At 55.1% G+C, this 19,117-nt stretch carries 15 protein-coding genes; 7 read left to right on the top strand and 8 right to left on the bottom strand.

Annotation, left to right across the window (positions count from 1 at the left end):
- Nucleotides 1–63 precede the first annotated feature (63 nt).
- The 4 genes from ABNS66_RS04405 to ABNS66_RS04390 all read right to left on the bottom strand — a co-directional run bounded on the left by ABNS66_RS04405 (nucleotide 64) and on the right by ABNS66_RS04390 (nucleotide 4,359).
- Nucleotides 64–528, bottom strand: a complete 465-nt coding sequence (locus ABNS66_RS04405) for a peptidylprolyl isomerase (RefSeq protein WP_348655214.1) — start codon at nucleotides 526–528, stop codon at nucleotides 64–66.
- A 101-nt stretch (nucleotides 529–629) separates the two neighbouring features.
- Nucleotides 630–878 carry a hypothetical protein gene (locus tag ABNS66_RS04400; protein ID WP_348655213.1) on the bottom strand — a complete coding sequence of 83 codons (249 nt, stop codon included), beginning with the start codon at nucleotides 876–878 and terminating at the stop codon, nucleotides 630–632.
- Between the two features lie 192 nt (nucleotides 879–1,070).
- Nucleotides 1,071–2,018, bottom strand: coding sequence for a LysR family transcriptional regulator (locus ABNS66_RS04395; protein WP_204997376.1), 948 nt, complete (start codon nucleotides 2,016–2,018; stop codon nucleotides 1,071–1,073).
- 154 nt (nucleotides 2,019–2,172) lie between these two features.
- Nucleotides 2,173–4,359 carry a malate synthase G gene (locus ABNS66_RS04390; RefSeq protein ID WP_289083696.1) on the bottom strand — a complete coding sequence of 729 codons (2,187 nt, stop codon included), beginning with the start codon at nucleotides 4,357–4,359 and terminating at the stop codon, nucleotides 2,173–2,175.
- Between the two features lie 363 nt (nucleotides 4,360–4,722).
- On the opposite strand from ABNS66_RS04390, the gene ABNS66_RS04385 reads away from it, so the two are divergent.
- The 7 genes from ABNS66_RS04385 to ABNS66_RS04355 all read left to right on the top strand — a co-directional run bounded on the left by ABNS66_RS04385 (nucleotide 4,723) and on the right by ABNS66_RS04355 (nucleotide 14,855).
- Entirely contained in the window at nucleotides 4,723–6,318 is a 1,596-nt protein-coding gene (locus ABNS66_RS04385; RefSeq protein ID WP_204997374.1) for an isocitrate lyase, read from the top strand.
- Nucleotides 6,319–6,549: 231 nt separating this feature from the next.
- Nucleotides 6,550–7,113 (top strand): hypothetical protein, encoded by a 564-nt coding sequence (locus ABNS66_RS04380; protein ID WP_348655212.1) that lies wholly within the window; start codon nucleotides 6,550–6,552, stop codon nucleotides 7,111–7,113.
- Nucleotides 7,114–7,182: 69 nt separating this feature from the next.
- Nucleotides 7,183–7,665 carry a ribonuclease E activity regulator RraA gene (gene rraA, locus ABNS66_RS04375; RefSeq protein WP_348655211.1) on the top strand — a complete coding sequence of 161 codons (483 nt, stop codon included), beginning with the start codon at nucleotides 7,183–7,185 and terminating at the stop codon, nucleotides 7,663–7,665.
- Between the two features lie 49 nt (nucleotides 7,666–7,714).
- The gene (locus ABNS66_RS04370; protein WP_204997371.1) at nucleotides 7,715–8,749 is read left to right on the top strand and encodes an LLM class F420-dependent oxidoreductase; all 1,035 of its coding nucleotides are present in this window, start codon (nucleotides 7,715–7,717) and stop codon (nucleotides 8,747–8,749) included.
- A 98-nt stretch (nucleotides 8,750–8,847) separates the two neighbouring features.
- Nucleotides 8,848–10,605, top strand: coding sequence for a bifunctional isocitrate dehydrogenase kinase/phosphatase (gene aceK, locus ABNS66_RS04365; protein ID WP_204997370.1), 1,758 nt, complete (start codon nucleotides 8,848–8,850; stop codon nucleotides 10,603–10,605).
- A gap of 54 nt (nucleotides 10,606–10,659) precedes the next feature.
- Nucleotides 10,660–11,733 carry an efflux RND transporter periplasmic adaptor subunit gene (locus ABNS66_RS04360; protein WP_286837089.1) on the top strand — a complete coding sequence of 358 codons (1,074 nt, stop codon included), beginning with the start codon at nucleotides 10,660–10,662 and terminating at the stop codon, nucleotides 11,731–11,733.
- Entirely contained in the window at nucleotides 11,730–14,855 is a 3,126-nt protein-coding gene (locus ABNS66_RS04355) for an efflux RND transporter permease subunit (protein WP_286837091.1), read from the top strand. The genes ABNS66_RS04360 and ABNS66_RS04355 overlap by 4 nt, the downstream gene beginning before the upstream one ends.
- Before the next feature lie 52 nt (nucleotides 14,856–14,907).
- Here ABNS66_RS04355 and ABNS66_RS04350 read toward each other — a convergent pair whose 3' ends face one another.
- From ABNS66_RS04350 to typA, 4 genes are all read right to left on the bottom strand, one after another.
- Nucleotides 14,908–15,492: an outer membrane beta-barrel protein gene (locus tag ABNS66_RS04350; protein ID WP_286837094.1), complete on the bottom strand. Its 585-nt coding sequence runs from the start codon at nucleotides 15,490–15,492 to the stop codon at nucleotides 14,908–14,910.
- Between the two features lie 156 nt (nucleotides 15,493–15,648).
- Nucleotides 15,649–16,086, bottom strand: a complete 438-nt coding sequence (gene dtd, locus ABNS66_RS04345) for a D-aminoacyl-tRNA deacylase (RefSeq protein WP_286837096.1) — start codon at nucleotides 16,084–16,086, stop codon at nucleotides 15,649–15,651.
- 33 nt (nucleotides 16,087–16,119) lie between these two features.
- Nucleotides 16,120–17,097, bottom strand: a complete 978-nt coding sequence (gene pip / locus ABNS66_RS04340; protein ID WP_286837098.1) for a prolyl aminopeptidase — start codon at nucleotides 17,095–17,097, stop codon at nucleotides 16,120–16,122.
- An 84-nt stretch (nucleotides 17,098–17,181) separates the two neighbouring features.
- On the bottom strand, nucleotides 17,182–18,990 hold the full coding sequence (typA, locus tag ABNS66_RS04335) for a translational GTPase TypA (RefSeq protein WP_204997364.1): 1,809 nt from the start codon (nucleotides 18,988–18,990) through the stop codon (nucleotides 17,182–17,184).
- Between the last annotated feature and the right edge of the window lie 127 nt (nucleotides 18,991–19,117).

The following is a 19,117-nucleotide window of genomic DNA, read 5'->3' as shown; positions in this document are numbered from 1 at the left end:
ATACGAATGTGGGGAACGCAGGGGGGGACAGGCCGATGGCTACCGGCCCGTCAAACCGCTCAATCAGTGCACGTGACCGTGAGCAATTTCCTCTTCGCTTGCCTGACGCACGTCGGCAATGCTGACTTCGAAGTGAAGTGTTTGGCCTGCCAGTGGATGGTTGGCGTCGACCGTGACATTCTCGTCATCAACCGCTTTTACAACGACCATCTGCACTTGACCACCAGCGCCCTGCGCCTGGAACTGCATACCCACCTCGATCTGCTCTACACCCTGGAAAGCCTCGCGGGGCACAGCTTGAATCAGCTCGGGGTTGAGCTCGCCATAGGCGTCGCCTGGCTGAACAGTCACTTTCAATTCATCACCCGCGGCTTTACCTTCCAGCTCGCGCTCAAGGCCGGGGATAATGCCGCCATGGCCATGCAGATACGCCAGGGGATCCTGACCTTTTGATGAATCGAGTTCCACACCGTTGTCGTCGGTGAGGGTGTAGTGAAATGCCACCACGCAATCGTTGGCAATATTCATGGGAACCTCCCGTTAAAATGAGGCGGCAAGCATGACAGCTTTAGCCGACGAGGTCACGCGAAGCGGCGGTTCAGGCCAGGGTTTGGGGAATATTTGTCCGATTAATGGGTCACGGCCAAGTGTTCTCTAAGCCACTTGCAAGCGCTGTCGCGCGAGGGAAATAGCTCTAGTTTCAGTACGTGATCGCGCGGCAGACGACGAATAACATCGAAAACCAAGTCACTGCGCGGGAATTGCCGAACGATGGCGATAGCCTGTAAGCCCGCAACATTTCCCAAGTCGGCCTGCGCTTCAAAGCCCAGCGAGAAATCTAAAGAACCCGTGACCAACACCGCAAACCGCGGGGGCATATGCGCGCCTATCCACGTGCGAAATTCAGTGAGGGACTGGAGCGACAATTCACGCCCCTCGTCAATACAGAGTTCGACAATATTGCCGACTGGTCGAACGCGACCAAAACTCAACTGGTGCACCCCGGATGCCCTACAGATAAAAACTGCAGTGTACGCAGTGCCGGCGGGCGGCTATATAAGTAAATCTCGCTAGCCGTGCTCGATCATTTCCTGGCCCATATCAACGATGCGGCGGCGCAACCAAATGTGGCCGGGGTCATGCTGCAGGAGCGGACTCCAAGCCAGTTTCAGCTCGATGGGAATAATCATAAATGGCGGCTTGCGAACTGCCAGCCGTGGATCTTCGGCGTACAACTTGGCGACCTGGGTAGGCAGGGTAGCGATCAGGTCGGGGTGCCTCGCCAGCAAAGCAGCCACTTGATAGTGGCGCGTGAAAACGCGAATCTGACGTTCGTGCCCCACTTCGGCCAGTGCCTCATCCACCCAGCCCAAGCGCTGACTGTCTCTGTGGCTCATGCCACGGCCAACCCCCATACCGGTCTTGCTTACCCAGATATGCGGCGCAGCAAGAAAGGCATCCATATCAAAGTTCTCCAGCGCCTTATTCTCGCTGCTCATCAGGCAGGAAAAACTGTCGCGCCAGACGGTAGCCTGATGGAAGGATTGCGGCAAACGGTCGAAACGGTTGACCGCCATATCGATCTTGCCTTGCTCAAGGTCCTGGAAGGTCACATCGGAGGGCGTCAGGATATCCAGTGTAATATTAGGTGCCTCGTCGCGGAGCTTGAACAAGAGCCTCGTCAACAAGGTCGACTCGGCGTAGTCACTGGCCATAACCCGGAACACCCGCGTGCTCTCTGTCACTTCAAAGTCTGATACGGGCAGCACCGCCTGTTCTACTGAGGACAGAATATTCCTTACCTGCGGCTGCAGCTCCAGCGCGCGCTCTGTCGGCGTCATCCCCTCACTGGTGCGCACTAAAAGCGGGTCATTAAACAGGTCACGTAAGCGCCGCAAACCGTTACTCAGGGCTGGCTGGGTAATTCCCAACTGCTCCGCCGCTCGCGTGACATTTTTCTCGCGCAGAAGCACGTCCAGGTAAACCAGCAGGTTCAGGTCGATACGCGATAAATTCATGAGACTGATGACTCCGCTACTCAATATAATACGGGGTGATTATGGGCAGTTTTTCGCCACTTCGCCAGCAAAGCACATAGAAAGCAGGCAAAAAAAAGGCCCGGTAGAACCGGGCCAAGCCTCACTGACAGGAAATCGTTGTGGACCGGAGTCCTTAAGCGCCGTACTTCGCTTTGTATTCAATACGGCGGCGGTGCAATACTGGTTCTGTGTAGCCACTGGGCTGTTTGACACCTTCAAAAACCAGCTCACAAGCGGCCTGGAAAGCCACACTATCGTCGAAGTTCGGCGCCATATTGCGGTAGCTTGCATCGCCGGCATTCTGGCGATCAACAACTGCCGCCATCCGCTGCATAGTTTCCATTACCTGCTCTTCACTGCAGATGCCGTGGCGCAACCAGTTGGCGATGTGCTGACTGGAAATACGCAGTGTCGCGCGGTCTTCCATCAGGCCCACATCGTTGATGTCTGGCACTTTAGAGCAGCCCACGCCCTGATCGATCCAGCGAACAACATAGCCGAGAATACCCTGGGCATTGTTATCCAGCTCGTTCTGAATTTCTTCGGCGCTCCAGTCGGTGTTTTCGGCGACTGGGATGGTCAAAATATCTTCCAAAGCGGCGCGCTGACGGTCCGCCAACTGCTCTTGCTGGCTGCGCACATTCACTTCATGGTAGTGCATTACGTGCAGGGTAGCTGCCGTGGGCGACGGTACCCAGGCACAGTTGGCGCCAGCTTTGGGGTGGCCGATTTTGGCTTCCATCATCTGCGCCATTTCGTCTGGCATGGCCCACATGCCCTTACCGATTTGCGCCTTGCCACTGAGGCCGCAGGCCAGACCGATATCGACGTTCCAGTCTTCGTAGGCGTTGATCCAAGCCTGTTGTTTCATGTCAGCCTTGCGGACAAAAGCGCCGGCTTCCATGCTGGTGTGAATTTCATCGCCGGTGCGATCCAAAAAGCCGGTATTGATAAAGATCACGCGCTCACTGGCGGCAGCAATACAGGCTTTAAGGTTAACCGTGGTACGGCGCTCCTCATCCATAATGCCTATTTTCAGGGTATTGCGAGCCAGACCCAGAGCGTCTTCAACGCGGCCAAACAGCTCGGCGGCAAAAGCCACTTCTTCGGGGCCGTGCATTTTAGGCTTAACGATGTAAACACTGCCGGTGCGCGAGTTGCTCAGGCTGCCGGTCTTTTTCAAGTCGTGCATCGCCGCCAGTACGGTAACCATGGCGTCCATAATGCCTTCAGGGATTTCGTTGCCCTGTGCATCGATAATCGCGTTATTGGTCATCAGGTGACCGACGTTACGCACCAGCAGCAGGCTGCGGCCGTGCAGCACTTTTTCACCGCCATTGGGCGCGGTGAACACGCGGTCTTCAGCCATGCGACGAGTCTGCTCTTTGCCACCTTTGCTAAAGGTTTCGCTGAGGTTGCCCTTCATCAGGCCGAGCCAGTTGCTGTAGGCCACACACTTGTCTTCAGCGTCTACCGCAGCAACTGAGTCTTCACAGTCCTGAATGGTGGTCAGGGCAGATTCCAGGCAAACATCTTTCACCTGAGCGGCATCGGTTTTGCCAATCGGGTGGCTGCCGTCAATCTGAATATCAATATGCAGGCCGTTGTTAACCAACAGGATATTGCTGGGCGCAGCGGCATCGCCGATATAACCGGCAAATTTCTCCGGCGCTTGCAGACCGGTATTGGCGCCATTCGCCAGGCTAACTACCAGACTGCCATTTTCTACTTTGTATGCCGTGGCATCGGCGTGACTGCCTTCAGCCAGAGCAACATGCTTGTCGAGGAAGGCCTTGGCATAGGCGACAACCTTATCACCGCGAACCGGGTTGTAAGCGCCAGCGCGCTCGGCACCACCCTCTTCAGAAATCACATCGGTGCCGTACAGAGCGTCGTACAGGCTACCCCAACGGGCGTTGGCAGCATTCAGACCAAACCGGGCATTCATCACCGGCACTACCAGTTGAGGGCCAGCCAGTTCGGCAATTTCTTGATCGACGTTTTCGGTGGTAATGGTAAAATCAGCGGGCTCGGGCAGCAGATAACCCAGCTCCTCCAGGAACGCTTTATACGCCGCCATATCCGGCTTACCCGGGTTGGCGCGGTGGTAATCGTCGATCTTGGCCTGAATCTCGTCCCGCTTGGCCAACAGAGCTTTGTTCTTTGGCGCCAGATCAGCGACAATCTCGGCCAGTGCAGACCAGAATGCGTCGGGCTCGATGCCGGTACCCGGGGCAACTTGCTCATTCACCAGACGGTACAAGACCTCGGCAATCTGAAGACCACTGTGTTCTACCCGGTTGATTTGCTGCGCTGACATCTGCCACTCCTTCTAGCGTCGGTGAGTCTGTAAACCGCCCTTTATATAAGAAGCATGAATGTTAACAGCTAACACATGCAAGTCAGAGATAACGGCTTAGGAGGACATCCTAGCTACCCGCCAATAATTTCACAAATATATCCACATTATGCTTGTTATTCATTTATTAAATGGTGGACGGGCAGCAGGCCCCGCAGCAATTTATTAAAATAGAAATCGCTTAACATAAGCGAAGCAGCACACCCCCCCAGCAATATTCCCACCGAAAATACCGAATATAGAATCTATAAATTAGAAAAATTTATAGGCCGCGAGTACACTAGCCTGCGTTAAACCACCCACCGCAATGAAAAGGGACCGCATATGTCATCGTTAGAAGCAGACATCCAATCCATCGCCGGACTTAAAGAGCAAGCCGGTAGCCCATGGGATGCTATCAACCCCGAATCTGCCGCGCGCATGCGTGCTCAGAACAAATTCAAAACCGGCCTGGACATTGCCAAGTACACTGCTGGCATCATGCGTCGCGACATGGCCGAGTTCGACAAAGACAAAACCAAGTACACTCAGTCTCTGGGCTGCTGGCACGGTTTTGTTGGTCAGCAAAAGCTGATCTCTATCAAAAAGCACTTCGGCTCAACTGAGCGCCGCTACCTCTACCTGTCTGGCTGGATGGTTGCTGCACTGCGCTCTAGCTTTGGCCCTCTGCCTGACCAGTCTATGCACGAGAAAACCGTTGTTGCCGACCTGGTAAGAGAGCTGTACACCTTCCTGCGCCAAGCTGACGCACGTGAGCTGGGTGGCTTGTTCCGCGAGCTGGACGCAGCACGCGAAGCTGGCGACAGCGCTAAAGAAGCTGAAATCCAAAGCAAAATCGACAACCACGAAACTCACGTTGTACCCATCGTTGCCGACATCGATGCCGGTTTTGGTAACGCTGAAGCGACTTACCTGATGGCCAAGCAAATGATCGAAGCCGGTGCATGCTGCCTGCAGATCGAAAACCAGGTTGCCGATGAGAAGCAGTGTGGTCACCAGGACGGTAAAGTAACCGTACCTCACGCTGACTTCCACGCTAAGCTGCGCGCGCTGCGTTACGCTTTCCTTGAGCTGGGTGTTGATGACGGTGTTATCGTTGCACGTACAGACTCTGAAGGTGCTGGCCTGACTAAAGAGATCGCTGTTGTTCGCGAGCCAGGCGACCAAGGTGACATTTACAACTCCTTCCTGGATTGTGAAGAAGTTGCCCCAGAAGACACTGCTGAAGGCGATGTACTGATCAGCCGCAACGGCAAGCTGGTTCGTCCTAAGCGTCTGCCTTCAGGTCTGTACCAGTTCCGTCAGGGCACTGGCCACGAGCGTTGCGTATTTGACTGCATCGAAGCGATCAACGCTGGCGCTGACCTGCTGTGGATCGAAACTGCAGTACCGACTGTTCACGAAATCAAAGGCATGATGGACGAGATTCGCAAGGTTCACCCCGATGCGAAACTGGTTTACAACAACTCACCTTCGTTCAACTGGACACTGAACTTCCGTCAGCAGACTTACGATGCGTGGGCGGCTGAAGGTAAAGACGTTTCTGCTTACGACCGTGACAACCTGATGTCTGCTGAGTACGACGACTCTGAACTGTCTGCTGCAGCTGATGCACGAGTACGCACCTTCCAGGCAGACACTGCCCGTGAAGCGAACGTATTCCACCACCTGATCACTCTGCCGACTTACCACACTACAGCACTGTCTGTAGACAACCTGGCGAAAGAGTACTTCGGTGACAAAGCAATGCTGGGTTACGTTGAAGGCGTTCAGCGTAAAGAGATCCGTCAGGGTATCGCCTGTGTTAAGCACCAAAACATGGCCGGTTCTGACCTGGGCGACGATCACAAAGAGTACTACGCAGGTGAAATGGCACTGAAAGCAGGTGGTGCGAAAAACACCTCTAACCAGTTCAGCTAAATCTGAACACGCGTTAGGCGACGTGCCCGGCAATTAGCAACACGCGGGGCACAGCGCACTTGCGAATCGAAAGGCGACACCTTAAAAAGGCGTCGCCTTTTTTGTGGGCAGAATTAGCTAAATAAGATAATCGCAGACCTTTTAGGGCCCGCAGAGATATTGCTAAGCTGTGCAAAGCTTCCCTAAACTTCTACATGCTTTCCAACTCAAACCGACTGTGTAACTTCTACTATGACTGACGCACCAGATTTTCTTAAAGATGCCAGGGCTTTATTAAGCGAAAAGGGCTTTACCACCAGCAGCACGTGGTATCACGGCACCTCTTCGGCGCTGGTTGACGCCATCATGGAGCAGGGCTTAAAACGCTCAGGCGACAAGGCACTGAAGCAAGCGGCCAAAGAAACCATGGCCACTATCGGCAATAGCTATTCCGAATCCATTGAGCCGGTCTTCTTAACCCAGAGCAAGGAATTGGCTTTTTACTGGGCCGAGCAAACCGTGAGAAATCGCCTCGTAAGGTTTCAGGGAGAGGAGCAACCAGTTGTACTTGCGGTAACACTTCCCGAAGCACTGAACGCCAAAGTGAAACCCGATGTAGGCGCCGCCAGCTTATTATTAGTCGAAGAGGGCGAGCAATTTATGGCTTATCTGGCAGGTATTTACCAAGCTAACAATTTCGACGCGCCCGAAATAGACCTAATGAAAGCTGACCGCTTGGAGTACCTAAATAAATTGGGCATGGCCTATTACGATGCAGATATTAGTGCATCGTGCCTCGCTGTAGTCACAGACTAAGGCCCAAACCGAATCATTTATTTTATGCTCAGCGCCAACACTGCCGCGTTGAGCCCCCGGAGGAAAATCATGCCCATCTCTACACCCGATCTCTGCGACGAATTCGGCGACGACGTACGCGTTCTTGAACTGCCGCTGCGCCACTACGGCGCGGCTCACAATTTCGGCGGCCAAGTTGTCACCATTAAGTGCTTTGAAGACAACTCCCTGGTTGCCGAGCAAGTTAAACAACCTGGCGAAGGCCGCGTATTGGTCGTTGATGGCGGCGGCTCAGTGCGACGTTCACTGCTTGGAGACAACCTTGCTGGCGCCGCGGTCAAAAATGGTTGGAGCGGTATTATCATCTACGGCTACCTGCGCGATGTGGAAGAGATCGCCCCGATGGAGCTAGGCATATTGGCACTGGGCAGCGTGCCGCGTAAAACCGAGAAGCGCAACGAGGGGCAACTCAATGTCGCCCTACACTTTGGCGCTATCGATATCGCACCGGGCGACTATGCCTATGCCGATGAAACCGGCGTTATCTTCTCCAGCAAAGCGCTGGTAAGCTAACCGCTTCAAGGGGGCGCAGGGCCCCGCTAAAATAATAAGGGGAACAGCAATGAAACTGGGACTACTACTGGGCTACTCAGGCGCGAAATTAACGCTGCCAATGGATGACATTAAACACGCCGAAGCCCTGGGCTTCGACTCAGTGTGGACAGCTGAAGCCTATGGTTCTGATGCCGTTAGCCCGGCCGCCTGGATACTTGCACAAACCGAAAAAATTAAGGTGGGTACTGCCATTATGCAGATGCCTGCTCGCAGCCCCGCCATGGCGGCGATGACGGCAATGAGCCTGGACTCCCTGTCCGATGGCCGCTTTATCGTCGGCCTGGGTGCATCGGGACCGCAGGTGGTGGAAGGCTGGCACGGCGTGCCCTACGGCAAGCCCGTCACCCGCACCCGCGAGTACATCAAAATTATGAAGCAGATTTTCGAGCGCAAAGGCCCGCTGGAGTTTGACGGCAAGATGTACCAGATTCCCAACAAAGGCGAAGGCACCACCGGCCTGGGCAAAGCGCTTAAGTCAATTTTGCACGGCGACCCCAGCATCCCCATTTACACGGCGTCCATCACTCCCGCCGGGGTAGCCGCCTCGGCCGAAGTCGCCGACGGCGTATTCCCGGTGTGGATGAGCCCAGACAAATATTCCGTGCTTGAGCCGGCGATCAACAAGGGCCTGGAGAAGAGTGGCCGCAGCAAGGCCGACTTCGATGTCGCCCCCTTTGTCGGCGTTATCATGGACGACAACCTCGATGGCTGTCGCCACTTCATTAAAGACTTCCTCGCGCTATATATTGGCGGTATGGGCGCCAAGGGCAAGAACTTCTACACTGACTACGCCACCCGTATGGGCTACGGCGACGCGGCAGAAAAAGTGCAGGACCTCTACCTGGCCGGCAAGAAGGATGAAGCCCGCGAAGCGGTGCCCAACGAACTTGTCGACGAGGTCGCGCTGGTTGGCCCAGAAGCCCGCATTCGCGAGCGCGCCCAAGATTGGAAAGCAGCGAATCAACGCGGCGAAGTCGGCACAATGATCCTCAACTGCCAGCAGGCTGAAGCCCGTGAAGTAATGGCGGACTGCTTCCTGTAAGCGCAAACATCGCAGCCCCCACTGTCCGACTTCGCTTTTCTGCGAAAGTCGGGCAGACTCTTAGCTATACCCTCCTACGTGACAGGACACTACCAGCAATGACCGCTGTTACCCGCCGACTCGCGATGGCCATTCTCAATGGCTTCGATGCGTTTTTCGCCGAATTTAAAAATATCACCCTCGGCGCCCAAGCCCGTTTTGAAGCCGCCGATTGGCACGGCTCTCAAGAGGCGATGCGCGCGCGCCTCAACCTCTGGAAGCAAAAACGGGTCATTGTCGCCGAAGCCGCCCACACCATTACCGGCGGCAGCGTGCAGGACCGCGAGCACTGGGAAGTCGCCAAGCAAGAATACGCCGAGCTAATTCAGAATCACGACAATTACGAGATTGCACAATCCTTCTTTAACTCCATTTACTGCTACGTCTTCGAGCACGAAAAAATTCGGGATCAACACACCTTTGCCACCACACCGGCAGGACACCGAGGCCCAATCGACAGCGACTCTATTCTCCGGCGCTACAAGTTCAACGGCGATAATGGCGCCGCCATCGTCAAACAAATGTTGGACGATTGTGAGTTCAATATTCCCTGGGAAGACCAGCAGCGCGACATTCAATTTGTCATGAACGTCGTCAACCAAGACCTGGTGCCCCGCATCCCCGAAGGCACTGGGGAGATCTGGGTCGAGACCCTGGAGTCACTATTCTTTCGCAACAAAGCGGCGTATTTGGTTGGGCGCGCCTACAGCGGCAATTTCAGCAAGCCCTTCGTGCTGCCGATCCTGCACTCCGATGACGGTTCGCTCTTCGTCGACACCCTGTTGCACGAGCCTGACGACCTCTCAATTCTTTTCAGCTTCAGCCGCAGCTACTTCATGGTCGACGCCTCGATTCCTTCGGAATACGTTGCATTTTTACGACGCCTCATGCCGCACAAAGAGGTGTTTGAACTCTACAACGCAATCGGTATGCAAAAGCACGGTAAAACCGAGTTTTACCGCTTTGCCGTCAACGATACGTTAAACAGCGAAGATCCCTACGTGATCGCCCCCGGGATCAAGGGCATGGTGATGCTGGTATTCACCCGGCCAGACTTCGGGTACGTGTACAAAGTTATCAAAGACAAGTTCACGCCCCCTAAAGAGATGAGCCGGGAACACGTTAGGAAATGCTACAGCCTGGTAAAACGCTGGGACCGCGGCGGCCGCATGGCCGACACCCAGGAGTTTAACAACCTGGCCTTTGACCGCCGCCGTTTCTCCGACGAGCTCATGGCCGAGCTCTACAAAGAGGCTCCCTCGTTGGTCGAGGAGCACGGCAATGTGTTGATACTCAAGCACGTCTATATTGAGCGGAAAATGATTCCTCTCAACCTCTACCTGAAAGACTGCAACGAAGAGCAGCTTTACAGCGTGATGGACGAATACGGCAGCGCCATTAAACAGCTCGCCGCGGGGAATATTTTCCCCGGCGATATGCTGCTTAAAAACTTTGGTGTTACCCGCCACGGACGCGTGGTGTTCTATGACTACGACGAAATTTGTCCGCTGACCGACTGTAACTTCCGCCGCCTGCCAGAGCCCAAAACAGAGGAGCAGGCCATGGCCACTCACCCCTGGTATGAGGTCAAACCCGAGGATGTGTTCCCGGAAGAGTTTCGCCTGTTCTTCTCAGGGAATCAGCGCGCCAAGAAGGTATTTGACGAGTTGCACAGCGACCTCTACGACCCCGATTACTGGCGCGAGCTGCAGGACAAGATTCGCAACGGTTATGTCGCCGACGTATTCCCATATAGAAAGAAACAGCGCTTCCAACAGCGCGATGGCGGCAACAACAGCCCGGCCACCTCAAATTAACTCTGGCTGGGAATAACACCTTTATAGGCAGCAATTTCAGGGATCGCGATTACCGTGTTAAGAAAACGCCTCAAGTTCGTACTACCACCGTTAATCGTTATCGGCGCACTGCTACTGGCCAAGGTGCTTATCAGCAGCCGGCCAGAGCTTGCATCCCAACCCCGCGTGGACGAGCAACCGCTTGTGCAGGTGCACACCATCGAGCGCCAAGGGGCCGCGATGACCCTTGGCTCGCACGGCACGGTGAGAGCAAAAACCACCTTGCAATTAACCAGTGACGTCGCCGGCAGAATCACCTGGGTGAACCCTGCGCTGGAGGTCGGCGCCATTATCGCTGCCGATACCCCCATCGCCAGAGTAGACCGCAGCCAATACAAACTGGCAGAAGCCCAGGCGCTACTCGCCCTGCGCGATGCCGAGCTAGCCCTGGCAGACACCCGCAGCCGCTTTGAAACCCGCAACCCTCGCCACCCGCAAATTCGACGGGCGCGCGCCCAGATTGCCGCCGCCAAAGCGCAAATCCGCAAGGCCAATGTCGACCTTTCGCGGACAGAAATCTCGCTGCCGATGGAAGCGCTGGTCAGTATCAAACAAGTGGCTCTCGGGCAGTATGTGGCTCCCGGCAGTGTCCTCGCCAGCTTTCAAGCGGTCGACCAAGTAGAGATTCCCCTGCCGATTAGCCACGCCGAGTTAGAGATGCTGGAGGCAGTCGATGGCGCCAGCGTTACGCTCCATGCCATCGACCAACAAACCGGTCGCTGGCAAGCGCGCCTCGGTCGCCTCAATCAACAATTGGACGACGCGACTCGGGTCGCCTATGCCGTGGCAGTGCTGGATGCCCCCTACGCAACCAAGCCGGCGTTGCGCATCGGTCAGTTTGTTCGCGCCGACATTCACGGCGTTGAATTTGACGACGCGTTTCGCATTCCCGCGAGCGCGGTTTTTGAAAACCGCTTCGTTTACCGCCTCGACCCACAGCAGCAATTGCAGAGCGTGGCGGTAACCCTACTGCAAAAGAATGCCCAATACGCCGTGGTAAGAGGAGACATAAACATCGGCGACCAGCTGGTACTCAGCCGCCTCGACATTATGACCGAGGGCATGAAAGTTAGAGTCGAGTCGCTATGACCCCCTATGATCGCCGCAGTGGCGCCATTGGCTGGATGGCCCGCAATCCTGTCGCCGCCAATCTGTTAATGGCCGTGGTGATGCTCGCCGGGCTGGTCTCCCTGTTAGATTTGCGCAAAGAGGTCTTCCCCACGATCCCACTGGAGATGATCCGTATCACTGTTCCCTACCCTGGCAGCTCCCCCAGCGAGGTAGAGGAGGGCATTCTGATCAAAATTGAAGAAGCCCTGCAGGATATGGAAGACGTCGACGACATCATTGCCGAAGCCAATGAGAATGTCGCCACAGTGCTAGTGCAAATGCAGCCCAAGACCGATATGGCGCCGGTGCTCAACGATGTCACCTCCCGCGTTAACGCCATCACGTCGTTTCCCGCCAATGCCGAAAAACCCATCATTGAAGAAATACTGGCCAAGAATCACACCATCAACCTGAGTATCGCTGGCGAAAAACTTAGCGAGCATCAACTCAAAGCCCTTGCGGACGACGTGCGCGACGACCTGCTGGCCACTGGCGAGATTACCCAGATTGAACTCGTCGGTGTACGCGATTACGAGGTGGCCATCGAGCTCTCCGACAGCACACTTCGCCAGTACGGCCTGAGCTTCGACCAAGTGGTAACGCTCATTCGCAGTCGATCCGAAAACTTACCCGGCGGCAATGTTCGCACCGACAGCGGTACGATTACTCTTCGCTCACAAGGTCAGGCCTACAGTGGCGATGAATATCGCCGCATTCCGCTACTCACCCGCCCGGACGGCACCCGTTTGCTGCTAGGCGATATTGCCAATGTGCGCGATGGTTTCAGCGAGCAGCCTATTCTCAGCCGACTGAATGGCGCCAACGGCGCGCGGCTCACAATCTTCACCGTCGGCCGCCAGAGCACCCTCGATGTCAGCCAGTTAGTCAAAGACTACGCCGCCCAGAAGCAACTGGAATTACCCGATGGCGTCAGCCTCAATGTCTGGTTCGATAACTCGCGTATCCTCAAAGGCCGAATCGACCTACTACTCAAAAATGCGCTGCAAGGGGGCATTTTAGTTCTATTGGCACTGGCGCTATTTTTACGCCTGAGCATGGCATTTTGGGTGTTAATCGGCGTGCCATTCAGCTTTCTTGGCGCCATGATGGTAATGAACCTTGGCTTTTTCGACTACTCGATAAACCTGATGTCGCTATTCGGTTTTTTGCTGGTGCTGGGCATTGTGGTGGACGATGCCATTGTTACCGGCGAGAGTGCCTACAGCTATCTGGAGAGAGAACAGCAAGGCTTAGACAGCATTATTCACGGGGTAAAACGCGTCTCGACAGCGACAATTTTTGGCGTGCTTACGACTATTATCGCCTTCACCCCAATGCTGACAATGACCTCGCACATCGGCCGCTTTGGCTCCAATATCGCGGTGGTCGTGATCTTCTGCCTGATTTTTTCTCTGATAGAAACCAAGCTGATCCTGCCCGCCCACCTTCGTCATATCAAACTGGATAAAAAATCCACCGGCCCCATCGCCGCCCTGCAAAACGGCTTTGACCGCCAGCTAAAAGCGTTTGTGTACAATATTTATCGCCCAGCGTTGCAAACCTTGCTTGCGTATCGCTATGTCAGCCTCGCTGTATTTGTGGCCGGCTTTATCGTCGTTCTCAGCCTGGTACCCGCTGGCATTGTCCGCATGGTGTTCTTCCCCGATGTTCCCTCAGACCAGATCGTAATTAGCCTGCGACTGCCGCCCAGCGCGCCCTACCAGCTCACTCATGACTACGCACTGAAAATCGAGGCGGCGGCGACGACCGTCAATGAGCGCTACCGCGAACGTACTGGTGAAGATGTCGACGCCATTAGCAATATTGAAACCCTGAGCAGCTCCGACGACCAGGCAAGAATTTGGGCGTCCCTCGTCCCCTCGGAACAACGGCAAATCGATTCCGTTATTCTCGCCCAGTGGTGGCGAGAAGCGATCGGCCCGCTCCCCGGTATTAAACAGCTGAGCTTCGATGCGAAAGCGGGCCCTGGCGAAGGCGTCGACCTCGACGTCGCGTTAGAGTCTGACGACCTCGCTGAACTGCAGCGCGCCGCACAGTGGCTCAAAGCGGAGCTTCAGCAAATAAGCGGCGTATTCGATATCCGCGATACCTTTGGCGCCGGCGCACCGGAGGTGGATATTCGCATTAAACCCGCCGGCGAATTGCTGGGCCTCGGCCAGGCTGAAATTGCCCGCCAAGTGCGCCAAGCCTTCTTTGGCGCTGAAATTCAGCGTTTCCAACGCGGCCGTCACGAAGTGCGAGTCTACGCGAGATTGCCACTCGCCGAGCGCAACACGCTGGAAACCCTGGAGCAATTGTGGATCAAGCTGCCTAGTGGTGAGCGGGTACCCTTCAGTGAAGTGGCCGAAGCGCAATATTCCTCCGGCATTTCCAGCATCAAACGGGTCGACAGAAAGCGCGTGGTCAATATCCAAACAGGCATCGACAAAGCCACCATTGAACCCGATGCGGTGGTCGCCAAGCTCGATCGGGACGTAATGCCCACACTACTGAAACAATTCCCTGCGGTTAGCTATTACTACACCGGCCAGGTGGAAGAGCAGCAAAAAGACACTCGCGAACTGCAGGTGATGGGGGCGCTGGTATTACTGCTGATTTTTGCCGCACTGGCCATTCCGCTGAAGTCCTATATCCAGCCGCTGTATATCATGTCGGCAATTCCCTTTTCAGTGGCAGGCGCCATTATTGGACACTGGCTCACCGGCAATGATCTGAGCATGCTGTCTATTATCGGTGTGGTTGCGCTCGCCGGGGTGGTGGTGAATGACTCGCTGGTTCTGGTGGACTTCATCAACCAGAAGGTTTCCGAGGGGGAGGAAAAACTCAAAGCCGTGGTCGAAGCCGGACAGATGCGCTTTCGCGCGGTGATACTGACCTCACTGACCACTTTTTTGGGGCTACTGCCCATTCAGCTGGAAACATCAATACAGGCGCAATTCATCAAACCAATGGCCACTTCCGTTGGCTTCGGTATATTGTTTGCCACGGCGGTCACATTATTTTTAGTGCCAATCCTGTTTTTTATCGCCCATGACATCAGCCAGTTTTTTGCTAAACGACTGAGCCCAAAAACCCTCTGAAGCGTGCAAAAAAAACGGCGCTCCCTGCGCCGTTTTTTTGCTGCCGCCGCAGTTAAAACTGCACGCGGCCACTAATGCCAAAGCTGTCTGTATCCAGGTCGCCAACAAAGCTGCGATTCAGCTCCGCTGCCACAGAGACCAGCGGCGTCACGTAGAGTCGCACACCAGCACCGAGCACAGCGCCGCTATCATCACCCTTATCGTAATCTGCGTGGGCATAACCCGCACTGAGATTACCCTCTATATTATTGGTCAGCCAGGTGCGTGATTGCACACTCGCTGCCAAGGTATCAATGTCGTTGTCACCCCGGTCGGGATCGGTATAGCTATAGTCCAGCGCCAATACTAAGTCGCTGCGCTCAGAAATCCGCATCGGGTGGCCCACACCGAGGCTCACCACATCGGCCTCACCGGGATCAAAATCCAGATTACCCACTGACGCGCGAATAAATACATTGCGATCCAAGGCCAGCGAGCCGCCACCATAAAGGTAGTCGCCATCGCGATCATCCACCTCAATATCAGCCACCCCTAATTCCGCATAACTGTAGCTAAATTCCTTTGCCATCAGTGGTGAGCTGACCGCCAGTGCAAGAAAGCCCGCGGGAACCATTAGAGTCGGTGTAATGCGCTTCATAAGACATCCTTTTTTTGCCAATAGATGCCTTTTAGACGAGCTCATATTACTGAGTTCACCGAAAAAACCGGCTTTGTGAAGAAGTTGACACAGACGCAAAAAACGGCAAAAACGCGGGAACCGCGTCGCCATAAATCTGTCGGGAGTGGGATAACGTTACGATTCCAGTAGAAAAGTCACCGGCCCGTCATTGAGCAGAGAGATCTGCATATCCGCGCCAAATTCTCCGCTTGCCAGTTTTGCCTGGCGAGGAGAAAGCCACGCCAGGGCATGATCGTAAAGCTGGCGAGCATGCTCGGGTTCCGCGGCCGTTGAAAATCCGGGGCGCCGCCCCTTACTGGTTTGTGCAGCGAGGGTAAACTGGGAAACCACCAACAGCCCGCCATCAATGTCGCGCAGCGACAAATTCATACGCCCCTGCTCATCGGAAAAAATGCGGTAATTCAGTACCCTTTCCAATAACTTTTCCAGCTCGGTTTCACTGTCGTGTTTTTCCAGCCCGAGAAACAACAATATTCCCTGACTAATTTCACCAACACAGTGCTGATCAACCTCGACCTTCGCGTGGCGAACCCGTTGAAGTAGTGCTTTCATTCAATTCTCAATACGTAAATCCGTGGCGCAGTATTATGCGCCCTCGCCCGAAAACTGCCGTACCAGCACCTCGGCAATCTCATCTGTTGCCTTAACCAGGGCATCACTCATGCTCGGCTCAAAAGCGGAGTGCCCGGCATCGCGAACCACGAACAACTCGGCGGCTGGCCAGTATTGCGATAGCGTCATCGCGTTGTCCAGCGGGCAGATCATATCGTAACGACCGTGGACAATAACCCCGGGGATATCTGCCAACGCCGACATATTATCCAGGATTTCCTGACTCAACAGGTACGGGTCACTGCGGAAAAAGTGATTCTCGATATGCGCCATCGCCACAGCGGTGTGAGCGTCCAGCAAATGCGACTCAACATCGTGGTTAGGGCGCAGCGTTGAGCAGCGCCCCTCCCAGTGGCACCAAGCCTTTGCGGCGGACATCCGCGCCAGTTCATTACTGCCGTGCAACTGCCGGTGATAAGCCTCGATCCAGCTCTCACCGGGCTGGCGATGGGCAGCCTCATCAAACTCCTGCCAGTAATCGGGAAAAACGCGGCTCGCACCTCCCTCCTCGTAAAACCACTGAAGCTCCTGAGGACGGCACAAAAATATACCGCGCAATATCATCGCCAGCACGCGGCTCGGGTGACGTTGTGCATAGGCAATACTGAGCGTGGATCCCCAGGAGCCACCAAACAGCACCCAGTGATGTACACCCAAATGCTCTCGAATAGCTTCCATATCTTCGATCAGCGCTTGCGTCGTATTGTTGTCCAAACAGGCATGGGGCTCGGATTGGCCACAGCCGCGCTGGTCAAACAAAATAATGCGGTAGACCTCAGGGTCAAAAAAGCAGCGCGCCTTAGGGCTGCAACCTGCACCGGGACCGCCGTGCACAAATAGCACGGGGATACCGTCCGGGTTACCAGATTCTTCTACATAGAGAACGTGGGGGGCTTGAACAGCCAGACGATGACGTTGATAAGGTTTGATATCGGGATAAAGTGCCAACATTCAGCGCACCTGAGGTCGATTAACAGCGGAGACCTTCAGTGTAGCGCAGCGAGGGACGGCTTGCCCGCCCTCGCCCCAGGCAAATTATTTTGCCGCGCGTTTGCGCTCGTTTTCCGTTAGCAGTTTTTTACGCAGGCGAATACTCTTCGGCGTCACTTCCACCAACTCGTCGTCTTCAATAAACTCGAGCGCTTGCTCAAGGGTATGACGTACCGGCGGCGTCAGCGTCAGCGCGTCATCGGTGCCAGAAGCGCGAACGTTAGTCAGCTGCTTGGCCTTGGTCGCATTCACCACCAGGTCGTTGCTACGGCTGTGCAAACCGATAATCTGCCCTTCGTAAATTTCCTCAGCGTGGCCGAGGAACAAGCGGCCGCGATCCTGCAGGTTAAACAAACCGTAGGCAAGGGTTTTGCCCTTCACCATCGAGACCAATACGCCGTTTTGGCGCTTGGCCATCTCACCGCCCTTCACTTCACCGTAGTGGTCGAAGACTGTGGTCATAATGCCGCTGCCCGAGGTCAGCGTCAGGAATTGACCACGGAAGCCGATCAGGCCACGCGCAGGCGCAATAAACTCAAGCTTAACGCGACCTTTGCCATCGGGCTCCATGTTGGTCAGCTCTGCCTTTCGCAGCCCTAACTCTTCCATGACGGCACCTTGGTGCTGCTCTTCAACGTCGATAACGACCTGCTCGTAGGGCTCTTGCAGAACGCCGTCAATTTCTCGCTGAACAACTTCAGGGCGTGACACACCCAGCTCAAAACCCTCGCGACGCATGGTTTCAATCAATACCGACAAGTGCAGCTCACCGCGACCGGACACTTTGAATTTGTCGGGGCTGTCGCCCTGCTCAACCCGCAGCGCCACATTGTGGATCAGCTCTTGCTGGAGACGGTCGTTGATATTACGCGAGGTAACAAACTTGCCTTCCAAACCGGCAAACGGTGAATCGTTAACCTGGAAGGTCATACTGACTGTGGGCTCGTCAACGGTCAGCGCTGGCAACGCTTCCGGCTGACTGGGCGAACAGATGGTATCGGAAATATTTAAGCCTTCGATACCGGTGATACATACAATATCGCCGGCTTGTGCTTGCTCGACTTCAACACGCTCCAGACCGTGATAACCCATCACCGTGAGCACACGCCCTTTGCGCTGCTTACCATCGGCGCCAACAACCACAACCTGCTCATTGGGCTTCATGGTACCGCGGGTGATGCGGCCAACACCGATAACGCCGACATAGCTGTTGTAGTCCAGCGCTGAAATTTGCATTTGCAGCGGGCCGTCAACATCGACATCTGGCGAAGGCACTTTATCCACGATCATCTCAAACAGTGGCGTCATATCCTCCGCCAGCTCGTCGGCCTCTGGGCCGGCAATACCGTTCAAGGCAGATGCGTAAATGATGGGGAAATCAAGCTGTTCGTCGGTCGCACCCAGGCGGTCGAACAGGTCAAAGACCTGGTCGATTACCCAGTCAGGGCGAGAGCCTGGGCGGTCGACTTTATTGACGACAACAATGGGCTTGAGACCGCGCTCGAACGCTTTTTGTGTAACGAAGCGTGTCTGCGGCATGGGGCCGTCTACGGCGTCTACCAGCAGCAGTACACAATCAACCATCGACAACACCCGCTCAACTTCACCGCCAAAGTCGGCGTGCCCTGGGGTGTCCACAATGTTAATGCGGTAGTCGTTCCAGCGGATCGCGGTGTTCTTAGCAAGGATGGTAATGCCGCGCTCTTTCTCCTGATCATTGGAGTCCATAACACGCTCGGTGTCTTGGTTGCGGCGGTCGAGCGTACCCGACTGACTCAGCAGTTTATCAACCAGGGTCGTTTTACCGTGGTCAACGTGGGCGATGATGGCAATATTGCGCAGCTTATCAATCATGGGCGAGGTCGTCGTCGGATAAATTTGGGCGCGCAGTATACACCAGCGGCGCCGAGATACGCACAACTCATCAGCATCTACGACATATTGCCAGTGTTTCCTCGGCCACCGCACTGGCCAAACCTTG

The organism is uncultured Spongiibacter sp., from assembly GCF_964011655.1.
Classification (GTDB): Bacteria; Pseudomonadota; Gammaproteobacteria; order Pseudomonadales; family Spongiibacteraceae; genus Spongiibacter; species Spongiibacter marinus.
This window is presented reverse-complemented; position numbering and strand designations above follow the sequence as displayed.